This window comes from Limosilactobacillus avium, assembly GCF_947381485.1.
GTDB classification, from domain to species: domain Bacteria; phylum Bacillota; class Bacilli; order Lactobacillales; family Lactobacillaceae; genus Limosilactobacillus; species Limosilactobacillus avium.
On record NZ_CANCWN010000008.1, the window covers coordinates 17,551 to 40,500 of the forward strand.

Here is a 22,950-nt window from a genome sequence, read left to right on the forward strand (position 1 = left end):
ATTAATAGCATAAATTATTGCTGGATTATTGATACTATTAGATTTAACCGAAGGGAATATACGAAACAATGAAGTTTAATTATCCTGATGATAGCCTGGCTCTTCATACCGACGCCTACGAACTCAGTATGATGCAAACGTACTGGAAAGAGGGGATGGGCAACCGCCGTGCGGTCTTTGAGGCTTTCTTCCGGAAAATGCCGTTTGATAATGGTTACGCCGTTTACGTGGGCCTGGACCACATTATTCGCTACATCAAGAACCTTAAGTTTACCGATAGTGATATTGAATATTTAAAGTCAACGGATCAATTTGATAATGACTTTTTGGAATATCTCCGTAATTTTAAATTTACAGGGACCATTCGGAGCTTCGAGGAAGGGGACTTTGTCTTCAACCACGAACCAGTCATCCAGGTTGACGCACCGATGATTGAGGCCCAATTGATTGAAACGGCAATCTTAAACATCCTGAACTACCAAATCATGGTGGCTACCAAGGCATCGCGGATCCGCTCCATTGTTGGTGACCAAAGCGTCATGGAATTTGGGACCCGGCGTGCCCAGGAGCTGGACGCATCCATTTGGGGAACCCGGGCCGCCTACATTGGGGGCTTCAACGCCACCAGTAATGTCCGGGCCGGCAAGCTCTTCGGAATTCCAATTTCCGGGACCCACGCCCACGCCTTGGTTCAGGCATACATGAGTGATTACGACGCCTTTAAGGCATACGCGGAGACCCACCATGACTGTGTGTTCCTGGTTGACACTTTCGATACCCTGAAGAGTGGGGTGCCGAACGCAATCAAGGTAGCTAAGGAGTTCGGTGACAAGATTAACTTCTTGGGTGTCCGGATTGACAGTGGCGACATGGCCTACCTCTCCAAGCGGGTGCGGGCAATGTTGGATGAAGCCGGCTTCCCGGATGCCAAGATTTTTGCCTCTAACGGCCTAGATGAGAAGACTATCCAGAACCTGAAGATGCAGGGCGCTAAGATCGATGTTTGGGGGATCGGTACCAAGCTGATTACGGCCTATGACCAACCGACCTTAGGAGCAGTGTACAAGCTTGTGGCCTTTGAAGATGAACACGGGAAGATGGTCGACACTATCAAGATTTCAAACAACGTTGCAAAGATGTCGACTCCCGGCAAAAAGCAGGTATGGCGGATCAATGACCGGATTGACGGGAAGAGTGAGGGGGACTACATTACTCTGGCCGATGAGGACCCACGTAAGTTAAGCACGATCAACATGTTTAACCCCCGCTTCCCACTCCAGCAAAAGGATGTCAGTGATTTCACCGCCCGGCCAATGCTGAAGGACATTTGGAAGGATGGCCAGTTTGTCTACGATGAACCAACACTGGATGAAATCCGCGACCATCGGATTGCCAGTCTGGCAGCCCTCTGGGATGAGTACAAGCGGGACCTCAATCCCGAAGTTTACCCGGTCGACCTTTCCCAACGTTGCTATGACAATAAGATGAAGTTGATTCATAAGGTTAACCGTTACGTCAAGGGACTCAGTAATAAGGGGTAATTAGAATGCGTAAACTACAAGAAAAAATCATTAAAGAACTCAAGGTTAGCCCGGAGGTTGATCCTAAAGAAGAGGTCCACAAGCGGGTTAAGTTTATCCATGACTACCTTCAAAAGACGGGGATGAAGACCCTGGTCCTGGGGATTTCCGGTGGTCAGGACTCGAGCTTAGCAGGGCGCCTGGCCCAGCTGGCAGTTGAGAAGCGCCGGCAGGAAACCAATGACGATGGTTACCAGTTCATCGCGGTCCGTCTGCCCTATGGCGAACAAGCGGATGAGTCTGAGGCAATGGCGGCAATCAACGACTTCATTAAGCCGGACCAAACGCTGCGGGTAAACATTAAACCCGCAACGGACGCCATGGTTTCCTCATTGGAAGCAGCCGGCGCAACAATTTCGGACTTCAACAAGGGGAATATCAAGGCCCGTGAACGGATGATTGTCCAGTACGGGATTGCGGGTGCCCATGGCGGAGTAGTTGTCGGTACTGATCATGCGGCCGAGGCCGTTACCGGTTTTTACACCAAGTTTGGTGATGGTGGTGCCGATATCACCCCATTGTCAGGCCTCGATAAGCGGCAGGGCAAGGCCCTTTTAAAGTACCTGGGTGCGCCTGCATCGCTGTACGAGAAGGTGCCAACTGCTGACCTAGAAGACGACCAACCCATGCGGCCGGATGAAGAGGCCCTTGGGGTTCGCTACCAGGACATTGATAATTATCTTGAAGGGCACCAGGTTGCCGATGAAACGGCAGAAAAGATTGAAAACTGGTACCTTAAGACGCAACACAAGCGTCACCAGCCAATTACCCCTTTGGATACTTGGTGGAAGTAGTTTTGATGTGGAGGATGTATGGATCAACAAACAATTCAGCTTGTCAATAAGCAGTTACCGGACTTAAAGCGTCATCAAATTGAAGCGGCGTTAAAACTAATGGATGAGGGGAACACCATCCCCTTCATTGCCCGTTACCGGAAAGAGATGACCGGGACGCTAGATGAAGTCCAACTGCAGTCAATTCGTGACGAATACCGGCACGTGACTAACCTGCACGAACGGCAGGAAACGGTCATTAACAAGATCAAGGAACAGGGGAAGTTAACGCCGGCCCTTGAAAAGCAGATCAGGGCCGCAACCGAACTCCAAATGGTGGAGGACCTGTACCTTCCTTATAAGCAGAAGCGGCAGACCAAGGCCCAGAAGGCTAAAGCCAACGGTCTGGCACCGCTGGCCAACTGGCTACTCACTTATCCGGATGGTGACTTGGCAACGGAAGCGGCCAAGTACGTTAATGACAACGTTGTCGATGCACAGGCTGCTCTTGATGGGGCCCATGAAATTCTTGCAGAAGCAATTAGTGAAATGGTAACGGTTCGGGCGTGGTTGCGGAACTACACGAGCAACCATGGTGAGTTAGTCACCGGCCTGAAACGCAACGGTAAGGAAAAGGACGAACTAAAGACCTACCAGCAGTACTATGACTTTTCCAGTGCCGTGAAGGATCTGAGCTCCTACCAGGTCCTAGCAATCAACCGGGGTGAAAAGGAGGGCGTTTTGAGTGTTAAGGTTGCCGTTGACGAGGCGGTTGTCCTAAACTACCTGTCCTTCCGGCTGATCCGGACCAGGGCAGAGAACGCGGCGACGGCCTTTATCAAGGCGGCGGCTGAGGATGCCTACAAGCGCTTCTTGGGCCCGGCCATTGAGCGGGAGATCCGTCACCAACTGACCGAAGACGCTGATGAGCAGGCGATTCGCGTGTTTGGCGAGAACCTGTACCACCTGTTGATGCAGGCACCAATCAAGGGGAAGGTTGTTCTCGGTTTTGACCCGGCTTACCGGACTGGTTGTAAGCTGGCCGTCCTTGATGAAAATGGGAAATTTCTCACGAAGGCGGTTATCTACCCCCACAAGCCCGCTCCAGAAAAGCAGCGGGCCGCTGCGGAAGGCGAGTTCATTGACCTGCTTGAAAAATACCACGTTGAGATGGTGGCAATCGGGAATGGGACCGCTAGCCGGGAGTCCGAGCAGTTTGTCGCTAAGGCACTGAAGAAAATTGACCGCCCAATTTACTACGTCATCGTCAATGAGGCGGGGGCGTCAGTCTATTCGGCTAGTCAAGAGGCCCGGGACGAATTTCCTGACCTCCATGTTGAACAGCGGAGTGCCATCAGCATTGGCCGCCGTCTCCAGGACCCATTGGCTGAACTGGTAAAGATCGATCCCCAGTCAATTGGGGTCGGCCAGTACCAGCACGATTTGCCTAAGAAAGAACTGTCCAGCGAGCTGGATGCCGTCGTTGAACGGGCGGTGAACCGGGTTGGGGTCAACCTCAACACGGCCAGTTACCAGCTGCTCAGTCAGATTTCTGGTTTAAACAAGACGATTGCTAAAAACATCGTCAAGTACCGTGACGACCACGGTCGCTACACTAACCGGAAGCAGCTTAAGGATGTTCCGCGCTTGGGTCCGAAGGCATTCCAGCAGTCAGTCGGCTTCCTTAGAATCGTTAATGGTGAAAATCCCCTGGATAATACCGACGTCCACCCGGAAAGCTACCCAGTTGCTGCTAAGATGATGAAGGCAGCAGACGTGGCGGTTGCCGACCTTGGAACGCCAGCGGCGACGAAGCGGCTTGAGAAGCTGAACATCGCAGACTTTACGACTGAGAAGGCAGGAGCCGCCACGGTTAGTGATATCGTTGACTCCCTACAAAAGCCGGGACGGGACCTCCGGGATTCCATGCCGGCACCATTACTGCGCCATGATGTGATGACGATTGAGGACTTGAAGCCGGGGATGCAATTACAGGGGACGGTCCGCAACGTTGTTGACTTTGGGGCCTTTGTGGATATTGGTGTTAAGCACGATGGCCTGGTCCACATCTCGAAGATGACGAAGAAGTTTACCAAGGATTCCCGGTCGGTGGTTTCGGTTGGTGACATTGTGGATGTTTGGATCGACAGTGTCGACTTAAAGCGGCAACGTATCCAGCTGACCATGCTGAATCCGGCAGGAGACGATAATGAATAACCAAGAACTGCAGCGGCTAACTGAAAAGTGGTCGCTGCAGTATTTTAACCGTCCCTTTACCCACCGGATCTTTTTCAATCCCCGCTTGCGGACCACCGGTGGGCGCTACCACTTAAATGATGGTCATATTGATATCAATCCCTTGATGTACACCGAGTTTGATATCAGTAACCTGAAGCGGGTTGTCCTCCACGAGCTGTGTCACTACCACCTCCACCAAACCGGGCGTGACTACCACCACCGGAGCAAGGACTTCCGGACCCTGTTGGCCCAGGTCGGTGGCTCACGGTACGCTCCGGTGACAAGTAAGGCCCGGCCGCCCAAACGGCACCTGTTTTACCAGTGCCAGGGCTGTGGCGTTGTTATCGCCCGCCAGCGGCATTTCAATACCCACCGGTACGTTTGCCGGCGGTGTGGGCACCACTTCAAACTAATAAAGGATGTTTCCTGATTGAATTGGGGGCAGTTACAAGATGCATTTTTTAAGAAAAACAGCGGTCCGGGGGACGAGCCCCTTCCTAATCATTGCGGTTGCTTTTGGTGGCTTGATCCTTCTGGGCACCATTTTACTGATGCTACCGGTCGCAACGAGGAATGGTCAGGGAGCCCCATTTGCCGACGCCCTGTTTACGGCGACCTCTGCTGCCTGTGTGACGGGGCTGGTCGTCCACAACACAGCAACTTACTGGTCGCTCTTTGGTCAGGCCGTTATTTTAGTCCTAATTCAAGTTGGCGGCCTGGGCGTGGTAACCGTTGTCGTTGGCGTCCGGGCGCTACGGCGGCAGCGGATTAGTCTGCGTGAGCGAACAATTATGCAGGAGTCGCTGTCTGCGTCTAAGATTGGTGGTGTCATTCGGTCGACCCGCTTTATCATTGTGACCACCATTGGAATTGAACTCATTGGGGCCCTCCTTTTGCTGCCGGTGTTCGTCCCCCGTTTTGGCTGGGAAGGCGGCAGTGGTGAAGCCATCTTTCATGCTGTCTCGGCTTTCTGTAATGCGGGCTTCGACCTCCTCAGTACCAAGCAACCTTACCAGTCACTGATGGCATACTCAACAAATGTTGCGATGAATCTTGTGATCGGCCTCCTGATTTTGATTGGGGGAATTGGCTTTATTACCTGGATTGATGTGCGAAAGCATGGCTGGCACATTCGTCGCTATCGTCTGCAGAGCAAGATTGTCCTGGTGGCAACGGTCATCCTTTTGTTAGTACCGATGGCCTACTTCTTTTGCTGCGAGTTTCAAAATTTCCCGATGAAGAAACGGCTTTTGGCGTCCTTTTTCCAGACGGTGAGTCCCCGGACCGCCGGCTTTAACACGGTTCCTTTAACGCAACTGTCTGATAACGGTCAGTTTATGACCATCCTGCTGATGTTTATCGGTGGAGGAACTGGTTCGACGGCGGGGGGAATTAAGATGACGACGGCGGGGGTCCTGTTCTGTGCCTGCCTAGCGGTGATCTTTCGTCGGCGGGAGGTAACGGCGTTTGGCCGGCGAATTGCTCCCCGGACCATTTTTCGGGCCGCGGCCATTTTTACCCTGTACCTAAGTCTGTTAATCGTGGCGGCAATGGTGATGAGCGGTGTGGAGCACCTTGCGCTGTTAACCAGCCTGTTCGAATGTGCTTCGGCGTTGGATACGGTCGGTCTGACCCTGGGGGTAACCCCCTTATTGCACTTGAGTTCACGCCTACTTTTGATACTATTGATGTTCATTGGGCGGGTCGGCAGCTTGACAGTTGTCTTCGCGGTGGGCAGCCACTCGACAAAGTTCCAGGCCCGCTACCCAGAGGAGCCCGTAAACGTTGGTTAGGAGGAAGTTAACGATGGCAAAGGATAACATTGACTCGGCACTGGTGATCGGCTTAGGGCGGTTCGGCTTTCACGTCGCTAAGAAGTTTAATGAGCTCGGCATCGACGTGATGGGGATCGATATCAAGGAGGACCGGGTGACCGCTGCCACCGATGTCCTTACCCGGGGACTGATTGGCAACACCACGAACGCTGATTTTTTAAAAAGCTGCGGGGTGGGAAATTTTGACCTGTGTGTCGTAACGATTGGTGGGGACTTTGAGGCCTCGCTGGAGACGACCTGGCAGCTTAAACAGCTGGGCGCCAAGAAGGTCATTGCCCGGGCTAGCTCGGCGATTCATGAGCAGTTCCTGTTGCGCAACGGCGCAGACGAAAGCATCTATCCGGAACGTCAGGATGCCCAGTGGCTAGCTTACCGGTACAGCTTACCCCATATTTTGGACTACACCCGTTTAGACCAGGAAAATGCCATCTTTGAGATTGAGGTCCCAACATCGTGGGTCGGCAAGTCACTGGTGGAGATTGATGCCCGGAAGAAGTACGACCTGAACATCATTGGCAGTAAGCACCCGGATGGTCGTGTGTCGACCCATGTTGATCCCGAGCAGCTTCTCGAAAAGGGGATGACCCTGGTTGTCAGTGGGGATGCCCAGACAATCCTCAAATTATTTCGCTAAAAATAAAAAAAGTACTTGCCAATGAATTGTCTGCTTGCTATAATACTATTTGTTGATGCGGCCATGGCGGAATTGGCAGACGCGTAAGATTAAGGATCTTATGGTCATTTATGACCGTGGAGGTTCAAGTCCTCTTGGCCGCACTACTAAAAACACCCAACTGGTTTTACCGGTTGGGTGTTTTTTTACGTTTAATTAACTAAAGTTTACTATCTTCCACTAAATGAAAGCGCTATACTAAAAGTGGACACTTTTATGAGGAGGTATTTCTTTAATGGATGCAGATATCAAATGGTTAGATGACCCCGAAACATTTCGGGTTAACCAACTACCCGCCCATAGTGACCACCACTACTATGGTAACTATGCTGAGTGGGGACAGGGGCAAAGTCGTTTTGCCCAGTCGTTAAATGGCCAGTGGCAATTTAAGTTTGTCCAAAATCCACACGAACGGCAAAAGAACTTTTACCAAGTGGACTTAGACTGCGCTGACTTTGACCAGATCGAAGTACCGAGCGAAATTGAATTAAGTGATTATGCCCAGAATAACTACATTAACACCTTGATTCCGTGGGAAGGTAAAATTTACCGGCGGCCGGCCTACGCGGTTGATGGTAAGAATAAGGAAGAGGGTTCCTTCAGCACGGGTGAAGACAACACTGTCGGTATGTACCGGAAGGAATTCGACCTTGACCCTGAATTGCGTGGGAAGGAAGTTCGGGTCCGTTTCGAAGGGGTCGAACGTTCAATGTACTTGTGGTTGAACGGCCACTTTGTTGGCTACGCGGAAGATAGCTTTACCCCGTCCGAGTTTAACCTGACACCGTACATCCAGGACGAGGGGAACGTCATGGCGGTTGAGGTCTTCAAGCACAGTACCGCTTCCTGGATTGAGGACCAGGATATGTTCCGCTTCTCCGGAATTTTCCGGTCCGTGGAACTGCTGGCCCAGCCAGTGACCCACCTGGAAGATATGACCATCCGGCCAACCGTTGATGACGGTTACCAAAATGGCCATTTAAACCTGGACCTGCAACTCACCGGTGAACAGGAGGGGACCGTCCACGTTCTGGTTAAGGATGAAAACGGTAACGTCGTCGTTGACCAGACAAAGCCGGTTGCCGAGCAGGTGGCAATTGATGAGGTTGCCCTGAAGAATGTTCACCTTTGGGATAACCACCACCCCTACCTTTACCAACTGTTCGTTGAGATCCATAACGAAGCCGGGCAACTAGTTGAACTGGTTCCCTACCGGTTCGGTTTCCGGCGGATTGAGATCAGTGCTAACCACGTTGTCTTACTGAACGGCCAGCGCCTGATCATCAACGGGGTCAACCGTCACGAATGGGATGACCAGCGTGGCCGCTCCGTCACGTTGGCTGACATGGAAAAGGATATCCAAACTTTTAAGGAAAACAACATCAACGCCGTCCGGACTTGCCACTACCCGGACCAGTTACCGTGGTACCAGCTGTGTGACGAGCACGGGATCTACATGATGGCCGAAAACAACCTGGAATCCCACGCTACCTGGCAGAAGATGGGGAAGGTTGACCCGTCCTACAACGTTCCCGGCTCCGTCCCGCAATGGAAGGAAGTCGTTGTTGACCGGGCCCGGACCAACTACGAGACCTTCAAGAACCACCCGGCAATTTTGTTCTGGTCCCTGGGGAACGAATCCTTTGCGGGTGACAACATTGCCGCAATGGGCCGCTTCTACAAGGAACATGACGACAGCCGCCTGGTTCACTACGAGGGTGTTTGCCACACCCATGATTACAGGAAGCAGATTCCGAGTCTCAAGAAGGAATCTTACCTGCCAGCTGGTGGAACGAAGGACTACCGTGACCAGATTTCGGATGTTGAAAGCTGGATGTACCTGCCACCAAAGCAGGTTGAAGAATACCTGCAAAATAACCCCGACAAGCCGTTTATGGAGTGTGAATACATGCATGACATGGGGAACTCCGATGGGGGAATGGGCTCCTACATTAAGTTGTTGGACAAGTACCCACAATACTTCGGTGGCTTCATCTGGGACTTCATTGACCAGGCCCTGCAAGTTAAGGACCCCATCAGTGGCAAGATGGTAATGCGTTACGGTGGCGACTTTGATGACCGTCACTCAGACTATGAATTTTCAGGCGATGGCTTGATGTTCGCTGACCGGACACCAAAGCCGGCAATGCAGGAGGTACGGTACTACTATGGCTTACACAAATAAATTACACGTTATTTACGGTGATGGTTCACTTGGTGTCGGTGGTGAAGGCTTCCACTACATCTTCTCTTATGAACGTGGGGGACTGGAATCACTGAAGGTTAATGGCAAGGAATGGCTCTACCGGACCCCAACACCGACCTTCTGGCGGGCCACGACGGACAATGACCGGGGAAGTGGCTTTAACATCAAGTCCGCCCAGTGGTTGAGTGCCGACTACTTCCAAAAGTGCACGAATATTGATGTGACGGTCGATGACCACCACTTCGCAGGCCTGCCGCTTGACAATGACCACTACAGCAATGACGAAACTGCTGAGCAGGTGGCGCTGACTTACACTTTTGAAACACTGACGGTCCCATCAACGACGGTAACGATGACCTATACTGTAACCAGCGATGGTCAAATTAAGGTTGCTGTCCACTATACTGGTAAGAAGGGCTTGCCAGAGTTGCCAGTGTTTGGTGTCCGGATGGTGATGCCGACTGCGGCGACCGGCTTTGAATACGCGGGCCTCTCTGGTGAAACTTACCCTGACCGGATGGCGGGTGGCCAGCACGGCACCTTCAAGGTTAAGGGTCTTCCGGTAGCCAAGTACCTGGTTCCCCAGGAAAACGGGATGCACATGGCTAGTGACTGGGTTAAGATCACCCGGCAGACGACCCAGAACAATGCGGACCATTCTGACCAGCCGTTCAGCTTGAAGGTGGCTAAGGATCGGGATAGCTTTGCCTTCAGCTGCCTGCCGTACACGGCAGAGGAGCTCGAAAACGCGACCCACATTGAAGAACTGCCCCAAAAGCGGCGGACCGTCCTGGTTATCGCTGGTGCTGTCCGTGGGGTTGGTGGCATCGATAGCTGGGGTGCCGATGTTGAAAAGCAGTATCACATTCCAGCCGACCAGGATATTGACTTTAGCTTCATTTTGAACGCCAAGTAATTCGGCAAACTAAAAGAGGATGGTGAGAAAAAAGTTTTCTCCCATCCTTTACTTTTTTGCAAAAAAAGCGGGCTACTAAACCGTTTTCTGTTTATTTTTGGGACAAAAAGCAATAAATGTTGCTTGAAACAACACCTTTTCAAGTTTTAGAATTTACTCGTTTCGTTGTTTCAACTACTAAGAGAGAAAGGTGCAGAAAGCTTGAAGAAATTATTCCATAATCATTTTTTTGCTTTGCTTGCCTGGATCCTTATCCTGGTTATTTCGGTAGTTGCCCTGCCGGATGTTAACCAGTTGACGCGGTCGCACTCACAAATTACGCTGCCCAAGAGCACGCAGAGTCAGATTGCGCAGACCATCCAGCAGAAGCACTGGGGCCACCACGTTAATAATACCTACCAGGTCGTGGCGGTCTTTAACAATGGCAACAAGAAAATGTCTGCCAAGGATAAGCAAAACGTCCAAAAGACGGTTAACCGCCTGCAAAAGCACGAGGATAAGTACGGTATTAAGGCTATCCTGGGGCCCAACGATAATGCCGCAACCCGTAAGCAGCTGATTTCCAAGGACCAAACCACCCAGCTGGTCCAGCTGAACGTCAGCAAAAAGCACGGGACTCTGCAAAAAATTAATAAGCAGCTGTCCAGTGCGGTAAAGACGGACGGGGTTAAAACCTACGTCACCGGGGCGGACATTTTAAATGATGACTTCTCCGGGGCCGTGCAAAAGGGGATTAAGAAGACCGAGGTCATCTCCGTTATCTTTATCTTCGTGGTTCTCCTGTTAGTTTTCCGGTCACCAATTACCCCGTTGATTTCCCTACTGATGGTGGGGGTTGCCTTCCTTACCTCCTTTAGTATCGTTACCAACCTGGTCGATAAGTTTAACTTCCCGTTCTCTAACTTCACCCAGGTCTTCATGGTGATCGTTCTGTTCGGGATTGGGACCGACTATAACATCCTGCTGTATAACCGCTTCAAGGAAAACCTTGGCCAGGGGATGGAAAAGTGGGAAGCCACCCGGAACGCCCAGAAAAATGCGGGGCGGACCATCCTCTACTCCGGTTCCTCACTTCTGATTGGTTTTACTTCCCTGGGTCTGGCCCGCTTCTCGGTTTACCAGTCCGCCGTTGGGGTCGCTGTCGGGGTTGCCGTTTTGCTGGTTACCCTCTTAACTTTGAACCCCTTCTTCATGGCCGTCTTAGGCAAGAAGATGTTTTGGCCGGACAAGCGGTTTACTGGTGAATCCAGCAGTAAAATTTGGCACAAGATGGCCAACACTTCGGTTCACCACCCGATTGTCAGCCTCATCTTGGTATTTATTATTTTGTTACCAATCGGTTTTTCTTATAAGAACCACCTGAACTACAATGACGCCGATGAAATCAGCAACACGACGCCCTCAAAGAAAGGGTTCAACGTTGTTGAGGACCACTTCTCGAAGGGGACGGCCGAACCGGTTACGGTTTATATCAAGGCCAACCACAAGTTAGATAATGAAGAGAACCTACTGCTGATTGACCGGCTGACTAACCAGCTGAAGGACAGTAAGGATGTTAAGACCGTTACTTCCGTGACCCAACCGGCCGGGAGCAAGGTCAACCAACTGTACGTTAACAACCAACTGAAGCAGATTACGGGCCAACTTGGCAAGGCCCAGGGGAGTCTGTCACAACTCTCCTCTGGGATGGCTAGCCAGGCCGCAATGCAGTCTGCTTCCATGGGGGCAGCGGGTGCTTCAGCCATGGCACAACAACAGGCAATGATGTCTGGAATGGGTCAGATGACTTCCGGCCTTCAGCAGGGTGGCGACTACCTGACTGGCCTGCAAAATTCGGCTGCCGGTAAGACCTTCTACCTGCCACAAAACCAGCTGAGTAACCCTGAAATTCAGCAGTCGATGCGGAACTACTTGTCACAGAACAAGAAGACCGCGCAAATTACGGTTATCCTGAATTCCAACCCTAGTGGTGGACGGGCTACCAACGCGGTTAATGACTTGACCAATGTTGCCAAGTACTCCCTGAAGGGGACTAAGTTAGGCAACGCCACCGTGGTTGTCGGTGGTCAGAGTTCGAAGATCAATGACACGAAGACGGTTGCCGGTGGCGACTTTATTCGAACGGCGATCATCATGATTGTCGGGATTGGCCTGGCCCTGATCTACGTTACCCGGTCACTACTGCAGCCGGTTTACGTTCTCGGAACGCTGGTTACAGCTTACCTGGCTGCTTTGTCAATCACCCATGTCTTGACCCGCCTTATCCTGGGACGGCCAATGTTGACGTGGAACACCCCATTCTTCAGCTTTATTATGCTGATTGCCCTGGGGGTTGACTACAGTATCTTCTTAATCATGCGTTACCGGAATACGGATAACGAGCATTACCTGCCAACGGAGCGGATTGTGATGGCCTCATCCGCAATTGGGACGGTCGTAATCTCAGCTGCAATTATCCTGAGCGGGACCTTTGCATCACTGATTCCGTCCGGTATCCCAACCTTGATTGAGGTTGCCATGACCGTGATTATCGGACTGATTATCCTGGTAATTATTATTCCGCTGGTCGTTCCAAGCACGATCCACTTGACATACCCAATGCGTTCTGCAATGCGTGATAACCAAGCAAAGCGGAAGGCCGCTGAAAATTAGAATAATGAAGCTGTATAGTTATATAAAAAGGACTCTGGCATCTGGAAAAAATCCGGGCGCTAGAGTCCTTTTTGTTCCTTCTAACGACTAGCTTAACTGGAGCGTGAAGCCGATTTTTACGCGCGAATACTAGTCTTAAAAAGACTTGAGATAAAAATTAAACCTTGGTAGAGACCGTAAGCAAGTAAGATCGTCAGGCCAATCAAAGAGACTGCCAACAATACAGTGAACCAGGTCGACTGGTGGAAGCTGAGGATTGCCGTGTTATGCCCCCGTTGCTGGTAAACGTAAGGAGCACCAACACGGGAACGTTGGAAGTGTCTAAGCCGGTGGCCGTTGACGGTGAGCCGGGACTCCTGGTAGGTGATGATGGGGAGGCGGACCTTCCCCGAGCGCTTGGCATTCCAGGAAAGACAGAGCCGTCCCTTCGGAAGGACAGTGTGCTTGAAGTCCTTAGCATGGCGGATGACCTGGTCCTGGTAAGCATAAGAGCGGACATAAGTGCGGTTGAGATACTTCTTGGGAATTGGCAGGTAGTCGGGGGCCCGCTTTTCGACTTTCATCAGCAGTTGTCCAGGATAGTCGGTGTGGACAGACCGTCGCAGGCTCTTAGAGTTGTTTGTTACCCAGGCCAAGGCCGTTGAAGTGTTTAGGACCTCATCTGATTCGTAGATGGCAGTTCGCCGAAAGACGCTGGTTGTAGTTGGGATTACAACCTGGAAAAGGGTAAAGAGCAGGAGACCGGAAACCAGCCGCAAGCGAAGCCGGTCATGTGGTGCTGCATCGATAAGCTGCTGGCAGCTCATCGCAATCCCCACTAGCAAGAGGGGGTAGGCAATCACGGTCAACCGGTTAGGAAACTGCAAGGTGGTTTGCAGGATTGGGGCTGCTTTTTGGATGCTTTCCCAAGGGAACCAGGTCGAACTGATAAGGAGGATGATGGCCCCCATGATGGTAACCGTGTCGTTAACGAGTGACCGCTTGAAGGTAAAAATCACGTAAACCAGCTGGAGGGCAAACAAGATCCAACAGAAGTAGATCAGGTATTCGCGGGTGCTGGTAAACTGTGATGGCGTCAGTGCGTTGATTTGCATATTAAATGGTGCCGGCTGGGCGATATGGTTATGGAGGTTGAGCATCAAAAGGGCGCCCCAAACGTTGCCAGTCAGGATGACCGTCCCAATGACTGCCTTGGCCGTTTCCCAAAGCATTTGGCCCCGCTTAGTTGAAAGGATTAAACCAATGATAAAGAAAGGCACAAGCGTCAGGGTGAAGAAAATGGAACTCAACAGGTGGATTTGAATGATGACCGTCATTAGAGTCATCAGGGAAAGCCAGTGAACTGGGCGGTCATGGTCCGTAATCATCGTAATTCCAACCATGATCATGTACGGGGCGAGAGCAGCCCCCCAGGCGTTCATGTTTTGTGCCAGTTCCCACCGGGGAAGCCAGCCAATGCACAGGAAGATTAGGCTAACCAACAGGGCTATCCGGCGACAAGCATGGACCTTAGTAGCCAGCTGGTACATCCCCACCCCGCCGATGAAGTAGACAAGAAAACTTGAAATAACCTGGTAGCGAAACCAGGTCCCCAAAATGCCGAGCAAGATGCCGTTAAGGTAGGCAAAGAGGGGGCCGTAAACGGCGTTAATAATTCGGCCACTCTGCTGGAAGGAGTAGTTACTCTGAAAATAACTCCAGTTTCCCTGCTGGATCTGTTTAGCAGCGTCGTAGAAGCGGTTAAAGTGGAAAATCGAATCCGTCCCGAGAATTACCCCGTGGGAAATAATCTGCGGGTACATGATTATGTAAGCCATCACGGCGATTGCTAGGTAGGGCAGAGCCCAATTGATAACTTTTTTACTCTGTTCTTTCATGATTCATCTCTCAATTTCAAACAATTATTTATATTATAAGACAAACCTACGTTATAAGGGAGCAGAAATCAAAACGGTTTACCAAAATTAATGTGATTATTCCACTGCGGCATTGTGATCCTGTTGTACAATAGACGGTATATTCGAAGAGAAAGTAGATGAGGTAATGCTAGCAATTTTCCTGTCAGCCGTTTCTGGTGTTTTAATTATTTTAGTAATGGTCGTGGTGGGCTTCGTAATGAACGAGCGGGGCTGGTTCAACGAGCAGTCACCCCGCATCATTTCCCGCCTGGTTACCCAGGTTTCCTTACCTTGCTACATGGTTACCACCATCATGCACGATTTTTCTGCCGGACAACTGAAGACCCTTTTACCGGACCTCCGTTACCCGGTAATCTCGATGCTGATTCTGTTTGCCCTTTCCTTCGCGGTCGCCCGGGCGATTGGCATCAAGCGGTCCCACATTGGCCTGTTTTCGTCAATGTTTTTCAACTCCAACACGGTTTTCATCGGTCTGCCAATTAACCTGGCCCTGTTTGGTAATTCTTCAATCCCCTACGTGCTGGTTTACTACATGGCAAACACGACCTTCTTCTGGACCCTGGGGGTATGGTTGATTCAAAAAGACGGCCTGCACGAGGCCAAGATTGATCCCCTGACGGCACTGAAAAAGATCTTTTCACCGCCACTGTTAGGCTTTATCTTGGGGGTCATTTTGGTAATCCTCCACGTCCACCTGCCGAAGTTTATCATGAGTGACCTTTCATACATTGGGGGGCTAACCATCCCAATGTCGATGATCTTTATTGGTATTGCCATCTCTAATGCCGGGTTGAGCCGGGTAAAGATTTCCCGGGATGCCCTGGGAATTCTTTTAGGGCGCTTCCTCTTGGCACCTGCCTTGATGGCACTTTTGGTCTTGCCAAGTTCAATGTCGCCACTGATGAAGCAGGTCTTTATCCTTCAAGCGGCGATGCCGGTAATGACGAACGCCCCAGTTGTTTCCAAGCTGTACCATGCCGACTCTAGTTACGCCGCAATTATGGTCACGGAAACGACCGTCCTGAGCGTGATTGTCATTCCAATCCTGATGGTAATCATCAAGACCTTCTTATAGGAAATATTTGATAATTTCCCGGGAAATACGCTATCATTAAATTGTAAAAGGGAGAGCGAGAAAAAATTATGGTAGACTTAGTAATCGTGCGTCACGGGCAGAGTCAGGCAAACCGTGACAACATCTTCACTGGTTGGACGGATGTCCCGTTAACTGACAAGGGAATTGCCCAGGGGATTGCGGTTGGCAAGGCCTTGAAGGCAACTGGTATTCAGTTTAGCGATGCCAATACCTCCTATATGTCCCGGGCAATTGTCACAACCAACATTATCCTGGATGAAATCGACCAACTTTATATTCCGGTTCACAAGACCTGGCGGTTGAACGAACGACATTACGGCGCCCTTTCAGGCCGTAATAAGGCCGTCGTTAAGGAAGAAGTTGGGGCCGACCAGCTTCACCGTTGGCGGCGGGGATACAGTGAAGTACCGCCGAAGTTGACGACCCGTCAGCACGACCGGCGTTATGACCGGCTCGGAATTAAGATGCCCCTTAGTGAGAGCCTGGCAATGACCCAGAAGCGCTTGTTGCCGTTTTGGGAAGACCAGGTAGCGCCCCGGTTGCTTGACGGTAAGAATCAGCTGATTGTTGCTCACGGTAGCTCGCTTCGGGCCCTGATTAAGTACCTCGATCAAATTCCGGACGACCAGATTGACAAGGTGGAAGTACCAAACGGTAAGCCGATTTGGTATAAGTTCGATAACCACCTCCGCATCGTTAACAAGACATTTATTACTATGGATGGTGAATAAGATGGCAATTCATGAACTCGAAAATAACCCGGATCTTAAGGGCCAAGTGCGGCTGATCGACAACGTTAGCTATGCGGCAATTGACGGGCGGCCACTTAAGATGGCAATTCTGGAACCGTGGACCCAGCGTTTCCAACTGAAGTATAACCCGTTGCCGCGGCCATTAATTGTCTTTGTTCAGGGAAGTTCCTGGCGTGTGGGTAAGATGGGTGAACAGATTCCCCAGTTAATCCAGTTTGTTAAGGCTGGCTATGTGGTTGCCACCGTCCAACACCGCAATACCCTGGATGGCTACCCGTTCCCGGCATTTCTCCAAGACGTCAAGACCGCAATTCGCTATCTCCGGCGGCACGCCATTAAGTATGCAATTGACCCTGAGAAGGTGGCCATTTGGGGGACGTCATCCGGAGCAAATGCGGCGATGCTGGTGGCACTGACCGGGGATGACCCCCGTTATGCCGGCCACCTCTATTTGACCGAGTCCGACCGGGTCAACGCGGTTGTCAGTTGCTTTGCCCCAATGGATATTAAGGATACCTTTGAGTACACGGCGGCGGTACCGGGCAGTGAATTATTGAAGTTCTGCCTGCTTGGAATGGACACGAAGAAGTGGCCAGAAAAAGAAAAGGAGATGAGTCCCCTGTACCAGGTAAAGCCTGGCCAGGACTATCCACCATTTCTCTTACTCCATGGTGACGCTGATAAGGTTGTTCCTTACCACCAGATGGAGGACATGTACCATAAGCTGACCGATGAAGATTATGATGTTGAAGCCTACCGGGTAAAGGGCGCTAACCACGAGAAGGACTTCTGGAGCGCAAAGGTTTACCAGGTCGTCCAGGAATTCCTCGACCAGCAACTTAAGAATTAAAAATGAAGGACCCTTAGCGCCGTCAGTTGACACGGTACTAAGGGTCCTTTTACTTATTTATCTTTTACGTACTGGAGAATGTCACCGGGCTGGCAATCCAGGACCTGGCAAATCTTTTCGAGAGTAGCAAAGCGAATCCCGCGGGCCTTACCGGTCTTAAGAATCGACAGGTTGGCCGGTGTGATACCGATTTGCTTGGCAAGTTCCTTAGAGCTAATTCCCCGTTGGTCCATCACCAGTCCTAATGTTACCTTAATCACAGACTCACCACCTAAATAATACTATCAGCGTCTTGCTGAAGGGCAATTCCGCGCTTGAAGATCAAGTAAATAATTAACAGAAAAACGATGAAGCCAATGCCGTTACCGAAGCTGTCATTTGTCATCACGATAAAGCTGACAAACGGCTTTGCTTGAACCAGGTGTAGCCAGATAGTGGTGAAGCCGCTAATGATTACCCAAGCGATTTCTAGCCACAGAATCAGTTGTAATGCCTGGCAGTTGGCCGCAATAAAGTAGTGGCCCCGGTTAAGGTTGTTCAGTAAACGGTGGGTTGCGAGTAGCTCAGCGAAGGCGAGGGCAGCGATGATTACTGCTACCAGCCCCTGAATGACGAGATTGATGGTCAAGGGGGTGTTAAGGAACGTGTGGGGTGAAACTAGGCAACAAATTCCGGCAATCACGGTTGCAAAGGCGGTAAAGAAGGTAGCAACGATACCGAGGTCAATGCCTACCTGGGCTAATCCCAAAACGAACTTGACTAACTTTTCTTTCATCATCAGTCACTCCTCCAGTGGTTCTTATTTACAAAATTATTGTAAAACAATAATTAAATATCGTCAAACAATAATTAGAATTGGCCAAATAAAAAGAGCCGGCTCTTAATACCGACTCAGTAGGTAATATTTTTCACTTGACCTTAGGCAAGGGTTCCCATTGGATCCCATGGCTTAAGAACGATCGGTTCCTGAGCCTGCTCCTTCAGCAGCTTATCCGACAGGTACTTCTTGTTAATGACGATTTGGAAGCAATATTGGTCCATCCAGTCGTCACTCATAACGAAGTAGCCCTTGTGACCAACCTTGTTTCCCCAAGAGTTTTCAACCCTCCACTTGGTTGGCTGGTCATCAACCAGGTCAACTCCGGTTAAGACCATGGCGTGGTCCATCATGCTCTGACCGTAGTCCAGCATTTGCGCCTTGGTCATGTCCAGGTCAACGTCAAATAGTTCACTGTAAAGGTAAGTGTTGAGGGCCATGATCCCAAGCTTGGTTTCAGAGTACTTGACCACGTCGGATCCAAACCAGACACTTTCGCCGCCCTTCAGTTGGTCAATGGCGAGTTGCTTGAACTCATCCATCGGCAGGTTAAGGTGCTTGATTTGCCGGCCGCCAACGACGTTACCGAGCATGTCGATTGTGTAGGTCTTGTGGTATTCCTTGTCAGCGGTTGGGGCCTGGATAATGGAGACGTAATCTTCCAGGTTCCAGCCAACGTACTTCTTGAAGAATTCCTGAGGGGTCAGGTTGGCGTCCCGGTGGTATTCGTTATCCTTCTTAGTCCGGTATTCAAAGTCAAAGTGGGTAGCGGGTTCCCCAAAGGCGTAGGCGAGGATTCGGTAGACTTCGTTGAGCATCTTTTGCCGGGCGGTGTTCAGTTCGTCATCGCTAGCGTTGTCTTCGTTGACCATCTTACGCAGGATAACGGCGTCGTGCCGGAGCTTGTTGTTCAGCACTTCATTGATGCCCCGGGAGTTGTTGGAGTTGAATGATTCTGGCATGGCTGTTTTCGGAACAACCCCGTACTTTTCAATGAGGGCGCAAAGCATGTCCCATTGGCCACCATCACTTTGTGGAGCAGCCATTAACCAGGCCACCTTCCGGCTGTCAGCATCCTTCTTGGCGGTCTTCAAGACATTTTCGTAGAAGTAGTTGGCCTTTTCAAATTTGTCCCAGAAGAACTGGTAGGACTGCGAAAGCTCGAAGTTATCGGGAAGGTTGAACTTTTGCTGCATGTCGTGCCGCATGGTGTTCAGGGCAGCAAACATCCAGCAGCGACCAGACTGCTTTTGGTCGGCGACGTTTCCCGTCTTGAGGTCGATTGAGAAGTGGGGGTCGTTGTCCTTGATTGAGTGCCAATCAAAGCTGGCATTCCGGACCCCATTCTTGGTAACGGCGCGTTCTAAAACTTGACTGTCACGCCGGTTGTCGTAGTCGGCGCGGAAGTTAGCGATATCATCGTTAGAAATAGCAAAACTCATTTAATGAGCCTCCTTTAAATTGTTACTACCTATTATAAAACAAAAGCCAGCACAACATAATAAAACGGCTGCCCAATTCAAAAAAGCGCCACGCGTTAGGAAAACCTAATCGCAAGGCGCATTTAAACTGGTTAGATTGCTTACCGGGCATGTAAAACCTTGGGCCCGTTCTGGGTGCCGACAATCACGTCGTTGACCCGATTTAAGAAGAGGCCGCTCTCGACGACGCCTACCATGTGGATAAGCTCGTCGGCAAGTTGGGCCGGATGGTCAACCTTGCCCAGGTGGAGGTCAATGATGTAGTTCTTTTCGTCAGTCAAGAACTTGTTGTCGCCATCCATCCGCCAGCTCGGCTTGTAGCCCTTCTTTTCCAAACGGTTGAAGACTAACTGGGCACCGAACGGGATTACTTCAATTGGCAACGGGAATTTCCCCAGCTGGTGGACTAACTTGCTTTCGTCGACGATCCAGATGATCTTGTCGGAAGCATTAGCAACGATCTTTTCCCAGAGGAGGGCACCGCCGCCACCCTTGATTCCTTGGAAGTCGTCGCTAACTTCATCGGCCCCGTCAATGCAGAGGTCGATATGGTCAACTTCGTCAATGTCCTTAATGGTGATTCCCAGCTCCTTGGCCTGCTTGGCGGTCCGACTGGAGGTCGTAACCCCGGTAATGCCGGTTAATTCCCCAGCTTGGACCCGCTTGCCAAGTTCGTCAACCATGTAGCGGACGGTTGACCCGGTCCCCAGGCCGACAATCATCCCTGACTTAATGTAGTTAACCGATTCCTGGCCGGTTTGGGCCTTTAATTCGTCTTGATTCATTTTCGTAAATCCTCCTAAATTGTGCGGTCATCCGGTGATAATAGCTTTTGGTATTCGGGATGACGGCGAAACTCCGCCTTTGCAAAGGGACACATTAGTTTTACCGTTAACTGGTGCTCACTCGCGTAGTCCACGAAATGGCGCACGAGCTCGTTGGCAATCCCCTGTCCACGAAAGTCGGGGTGGACAAAGACCCGTTCGACCACGACCCGGTCGTCAGCAACGGCCGGAAAGCTTAGTTCACCAATTAGGGGGTGAAACTGGTCCTTGGCAATGAGCTTATTTCCATCAACAACAAATTCCATCACTATCACATCCATTCAAATTTAATTTTCGATAAAGTCGGGCGAAAAGTCAAGCTAACCAATACCATTGGTAACCAATCTATCCTATAATATTACAATAGTGATTTATTAATGAGGTGAAATAACTGTGAAACGCGGATTTAAAATCGTGTCAAAAAAGGCCGACGATGGCTTGTCCCTCCCCAAGCGGCAGACAGCTAAGGCGGCTGGTTATGACTTTGCCGCTTCCGAGGACTTTACCCTCCCTTCAATCTGGAAGGGGAACTTTTTAAGGGTCCTCTGGGCGCTTTTTAAGCAGAAGAAAGTCAGCGACGAAGATTTTCAAAGTGCGGACGCTTGTTTAAAACCGTATTTAGTACCTACAGGGGTCAAAGCCTACATGCAGGATAATGAATTCCTCCTGTTGGCCAACCGCTCGAGTGGCCCTTTAAAACGGCGGCTGATTTTGCCCAACGGGATTGGGATTGTCGACGCGGATTACTATGATAACGACAGTAACGAGGGTGAAATTTTCTTTCAGCTGATTAATTTTGGCCTGCGCGACTACCATATCAAGAAGGGTGAACGGATTGGCCAGGGAATCTTTATGCCATTCCTCTTGGCCGATGGTGAGACGGCACCACACGCCCAACGGACCGGCGGATTTGGCTCAACTAAAAAGTAAGGAGGAGAGAAATTGGCAAAGGTAAGGACACAGTATGTTTGTCAAAACTGCGGGTACAGTTCACCCCGCTATCTTGGCCGGTGCCCCAACTGTGGTCAATGGAATTCCTTAGTTGAGGAGCAGGTTCAGACGAAGTCAACGGCAACCAAGGCGCGGCCGACAACCACCCTAACTGGTCTCGTTGCCAAGCCCCAAAAGATTAATGAGATCAACAGCAAGGAAACGCCGCGGGTTAAGACCAAGTTAAACGAACTCAACCGGGTCCTGGGCGGTGGAATTGTCCCCGGCTCGTTGATCTTGATTGGTGGGGACCCGGGGATCGGGAAGTCAACCCTGTTACTGCAGGTGTCTGGCCAGCTCAGTGATGAAGGGCACCGGGTTCTCTATGTTTCCGGAGAAGAAAGTGGTACGCAGATTAAGATGCGGGCGGAACGCCTCGGTGTTGCGGGGGATGAGTTCTATGTTTATCCGGAGACGAACATGGACAGCATTAAGGACACTATCCGTGAGATTAAGCCGTCCTACGTGGTTATCGATTCTGTCCAGACCATGCAGGCAACGGATGTGACGTCAGCCATCGGGAGTGTCTCCCAGATTCGGGAGGTTACCGCCCAGTTGATGCAGATTGCCAAGAGTAATAACATCACAATCTTTGTGGTTGGTCATGTTACCAAGGGGGGCGCCCTGGCTGGTCCAAAGATCCTGGAACACATGGTAGATACGGTCCTCTACTTTGAGGGGGACCTCCACCATACCTACCGGATTTTGCGGTCAGTTAAGAACCGTTTCGGCTCGACGAACGAACTGGGAATCTTTGAAATGCACACCAACGGGTTGACGGAGGTTAAGAACCCTTCCGAGATTTTCCTGGAGGAGCGTTTAGCCGACGCTACGGGTTCGGCCGTAGTGGTTTCCTTAGAGGGGACCCGACCAATCTTGGTCGAAATCCAGGCCCTGGTGACGCCGACAGTCTACGGAAATGCCCAGCGAACCGCTACCGGTTTGAGTAGAAACAGGGTATCATTAATAATGGCCGTTCTGGAAAAGCGGGCCAACCTGATGCTGCAAAACCAGGATGCTTACTTAAAGGCTGCTGGTGGGGTTAAATTGGACGAGCCGGCAATCGACTTGGCAATCGCCATCAGTATCGCCTCAAGTTACCGCGACAAGGGGACCCGGCCGGCAGACGCCTTCGTTGGCGAAGTCGGTTTGACTGGTGAAATCCGGCGGGTCAACCGGATTGAACAACGGGTCGCCGAGGCGCAGAAACTTGGCTTTCAGCGAATTTTTGTTCCGAAGAACAATCTGAAGGGGTGGAACCCGCCTTCAGGAATTGAGGTCATCGGTGTGGGGACCCTCCGTGAGGCCCTACGGATGGCCCTTGGCTAGAAAGAGAAAAGGAGGAATG

Annotated in this window: 20 protein-coding genes and 1 tRNA gene; 15 read left to right on the forward strand and 6 right to left on the reverse strand. The window is 50.9% G+C overall.

The window, feature by feature from the left end; translation table 11 throughout:
• The first annotated feature begins 68 nt into the window (after positions 1-68).
• From QOS01_RS04130 to QOS01_RS04175, 10 genes are all read left to right on the forward strand, one after another.
• Positions 69-1,541, forward strand: coding sequence for a nicotinate phosphoribosyltransferase (locus QOS01_RS04130; RefSeq protein WP_283621221.1), 1,473 nt, complete (start codon positions 69-71; stop codon positions 1,539-1,541).
• Between the two features lie 5 nt (positions 1,542-1,546).
• Positions 1,547-2,374 carry an ammonia-dependent NAD(+) synthetase gene (gene nadE, locus QOS01_RS04135; protein WP_283621222.1) on the forward strand — a complete coding sequence of 276 codons (828 nt, stop codon included), beginning with the start codon at positions 1,547-1,549 and terminating at the stop codon, positions 2,372-2,374.
• A gap of 18 nt (positions 2,375-2,392) precedes the next feature.
• Positions 2,393-4,570, forward strand: coding sequence for a Tex family protein (locus QOS01_RS04140; protein ID WP_283621223.1), 2,178 nt, complete (start codon positions 2,393-2,395; stop codon positions 4,568-4,570).
• A complete protein-coding gene (locus tag QOS01_RS04145) occupies positions 4,563-5,021 on the forward strand; it encodes a SprT family protein (protein WP_047766936.1) in 459 nt (152 codons plus the stop codon). Before QOS01_RS04140 ends, QOS01_RS04145 begins: the two co-directional genes overlap by 8 nt.
• Before the next feature lie 22 nt (positions 5,022-5,043).
• The gene (locus QOS01_RS04150; RefSeq protein ID WP_283621224.1) at positions 5,044-6,384 is read left to right on the forward strand and encodes a TrkH family potassium uptake protein; all 1,341 of its coding nucleotides are present in this window, start codon (positions 5,044-5,046) and stop codon (positions 6,382-6,384) included.
• A gap of 13 nt (positions 6,385-6,397) precedes the next feature.
• Complete coding sequence (locus QOS01_RS04155) at positions 6,398-7,060, forward strand: potassium channel family protein (RefSeq protein WP_283621225.1); 663 nt, start codon at positions 6,398-6,400, stop codon at positions 7,058-7,060.
• 57 nt (positions 7,061-7,117) lie between these two features.
• Positions 7,118-7,203: transfer RNA gene (locus QOS01_RS04160), tRNA-Leu, on the forward strand.
• Between the two features lie 131 nt (positions 7,204-7,334).
• Positions 7,335-9,284 carry a glycoside hydrolase family 2 TIM barrel-domain containing protein gene (locus tag QOS01_RS04165; RefSeq protein ID WP_283621226.1) on the forward strand — a complete coding sequence of 650 codons (1,950 nt, stop codon included), beginning with the start codon at positions 7,335-7,337 and terminating at the stop codon, positions 9,282-9,284.
• Positions 9,268-10,221: a beta-galactosidase small subunit gene (locus QOS01_RS04170; RefSeq protein WP_283621227.1), complete on the forward strand. Its 954-nt coding sequence runs from the start codon at positions 9,268-9,270 to the stop codon at positions 10,219-10,221. The genes QOS01_RS04165 and QOS01_RS04170 overlap by 17 nt, the downstream gene beginning before the upstream one ends.
• A 201-nt stretch (positions 10,222-10,422) precedes the next feature.
• Complete coding sequence (locus QOS01_RS04175) at positions 10,423-12,873, forward strand: MMPL family transporter (RefSeq protein WP_283621228.1); 2,451 nt, start codon at positions 10,423-10,425, stop codon at positions 12,871-12,873.
• Between the two features lie 116 nt (positions 12,874-12,989).
• Here QOS01_RS04175 and QOS01_RS04180 read toward each other — a convergent pair whose 3' ends face one another.
• A complete protein-coding gene (locus tag QOS01_RS04180; protein WP_283621229.1) occupies positions 12,990-14,750 on the reverse strand; it encodes a glycosyltransferase family protein in 1,761 nt (586 codons plus the stop codon).
• 166 nt (positions 14,751-14,916) lie between these two features.
• Here QOS01_RS04180 and QOS01_RS04185 point away from each other — a divergent pair, with 166 nt between their 5' ends.
• The 3 genes from QOS01_RS04185 (at position 14,917) to QOS01_RS04195 (ending at position 17,490) form a co-directional block, all read left to right on the forward strand.
• Positions 14,917-15,867, forward strand: coding sequence for an AEC family transporter (locus QOS01_RS04185; protein WP_283621230.1), 951 nt, complete (start codon positions 14,917-14,919; stop codon positions 15,865-15,867).
• Positions 15,868-15,935: 68 nt separating this feature from the next.
• Positions 15,936-16,619 carry a 2,3-bisphosphoglycerate-dependent phosphoglycerate mutase gene (locus tag QOS01_RS04190; protein WP_283621231.1) on the forward strand — a complete coding sequence of 228 codons (684 nt, stop codon included), beginning with the start codon at positions 15,936-15,938 and terminating at the stop codon, positions 16,617-16,619.
• Position 16,620: 1 nt separating this feature from the next.
• The gene (locus tag QOS01_RS04195) at positions 16,621-17,490 is read left to right on the forward strand and encodes an alpha/beta hydrolase (RefSeq protein ID WP_283621232.1); all 870 of its coding nucleotides are present in this window, start codon (positions 16,621-16,623) and stop codon (positions 17,488-17,490) included.
• A 53-nt stretch (positions 17,491-17,543) separates the two neighbouring features.
• Here QOS01_RS04195 and QOS01_RS04200 read toward each other — a convergent pair whose 3' ends face one another.
• The 5 genes from QOS01_RS04200 to QOS01_RS04220 form a co-directional block, all read right to left on the reverse strand.
• The gene (locus tag QOS01_RS04200; RefSeq protein WP_283621233.1) at positions 17,544-17,750 is read right to left on the reverse strand and encodes a helix-turn-helix domain-containing protein; all 207 of its coding nucleotides are present in this window, start codon (positions 17,748-17,750) and stop codon (positions 17,544-17,546) included.
• Positions 17,751-17,761: 11 nt separating this feature from the next.
• Complete coding sequence (locus tag QOS01_RS04205; RefSeq protein ID WP_283621234.1) at positions 17,762-18,268, reverse strand: DUF2975 domain-containing protein; 507 nt, start codon at positions 18,266-18,268, stop codon at positions 17,762-17,764.
• 140 nt (positions 18,269-18,408) lie between these two features.
• Complete coding sequence (locus QOS01_RS04210) at positions 18,409-19,749, reverse strand: C1 family peptidase (protein ID WP_283621235.1); 1,341 nt, start codon at positions 19,747-19,749, stop codon at positions 18,409-18,411.
• A 140-nt stretch (positions 19,750-19,889) separates the two neighbouring features.
• Complete coding sequence (gene rpiA, locus QOS01_RS04215) at positions 19,890-20,573, reverse strand: ribose-5-phosphate isomerase RpiA (RefSeq protein WP_283621236.1); 684 nt, start codon at positions 20,571-20,573, stop codon at positions 19,890-19,892.
• A gap of 14 nt (positions 20,574-20,587) precedes the next feature.
• Positions 20,588-20,878 (reverse strand): GNAT family N-acetyltransferase, encoded by a 291-nt coding sequence (locus QOS01_RS04220; RefSeq protein WP_222258961.1) that lies wholly within the window; start codon positions 20,876-20,878, stop codon positions 20,588-20,590.
• A 127-nt stretch (positions 20,879-21,005) separates the two neighbouring features.
• Here QOS01_RS04220 and QOS01_RS04225 point away from each other — a divergent pair, with 127 nt between their 5' ends.
• Positions 21,006-21,542: a dCTP deaminase/dUTPase family protein gene (locus QOS01_RS04225; RefSeq protein ID WP_283621237.1), complete on the forward strand. Its 537-nt coding sequence runs from the start codon at positions 21,006-21,008 to the stop codon at positions 21,540-21,542.
• A gap of 12 nt (positions 21,543-21,554) precedes the next feature.
• A complete protein-coding gene (gene radA / locus QOS01_RS04230) occupies positions 21,555-22,931 on the forward strand; it encodes a DNA repair protein RadA (protein WP_283621238.1) in 1,377 nt (458 codons plus the stop codon).
• Positions 22,932-22,950: the final 19 nt, after the last annotated feature.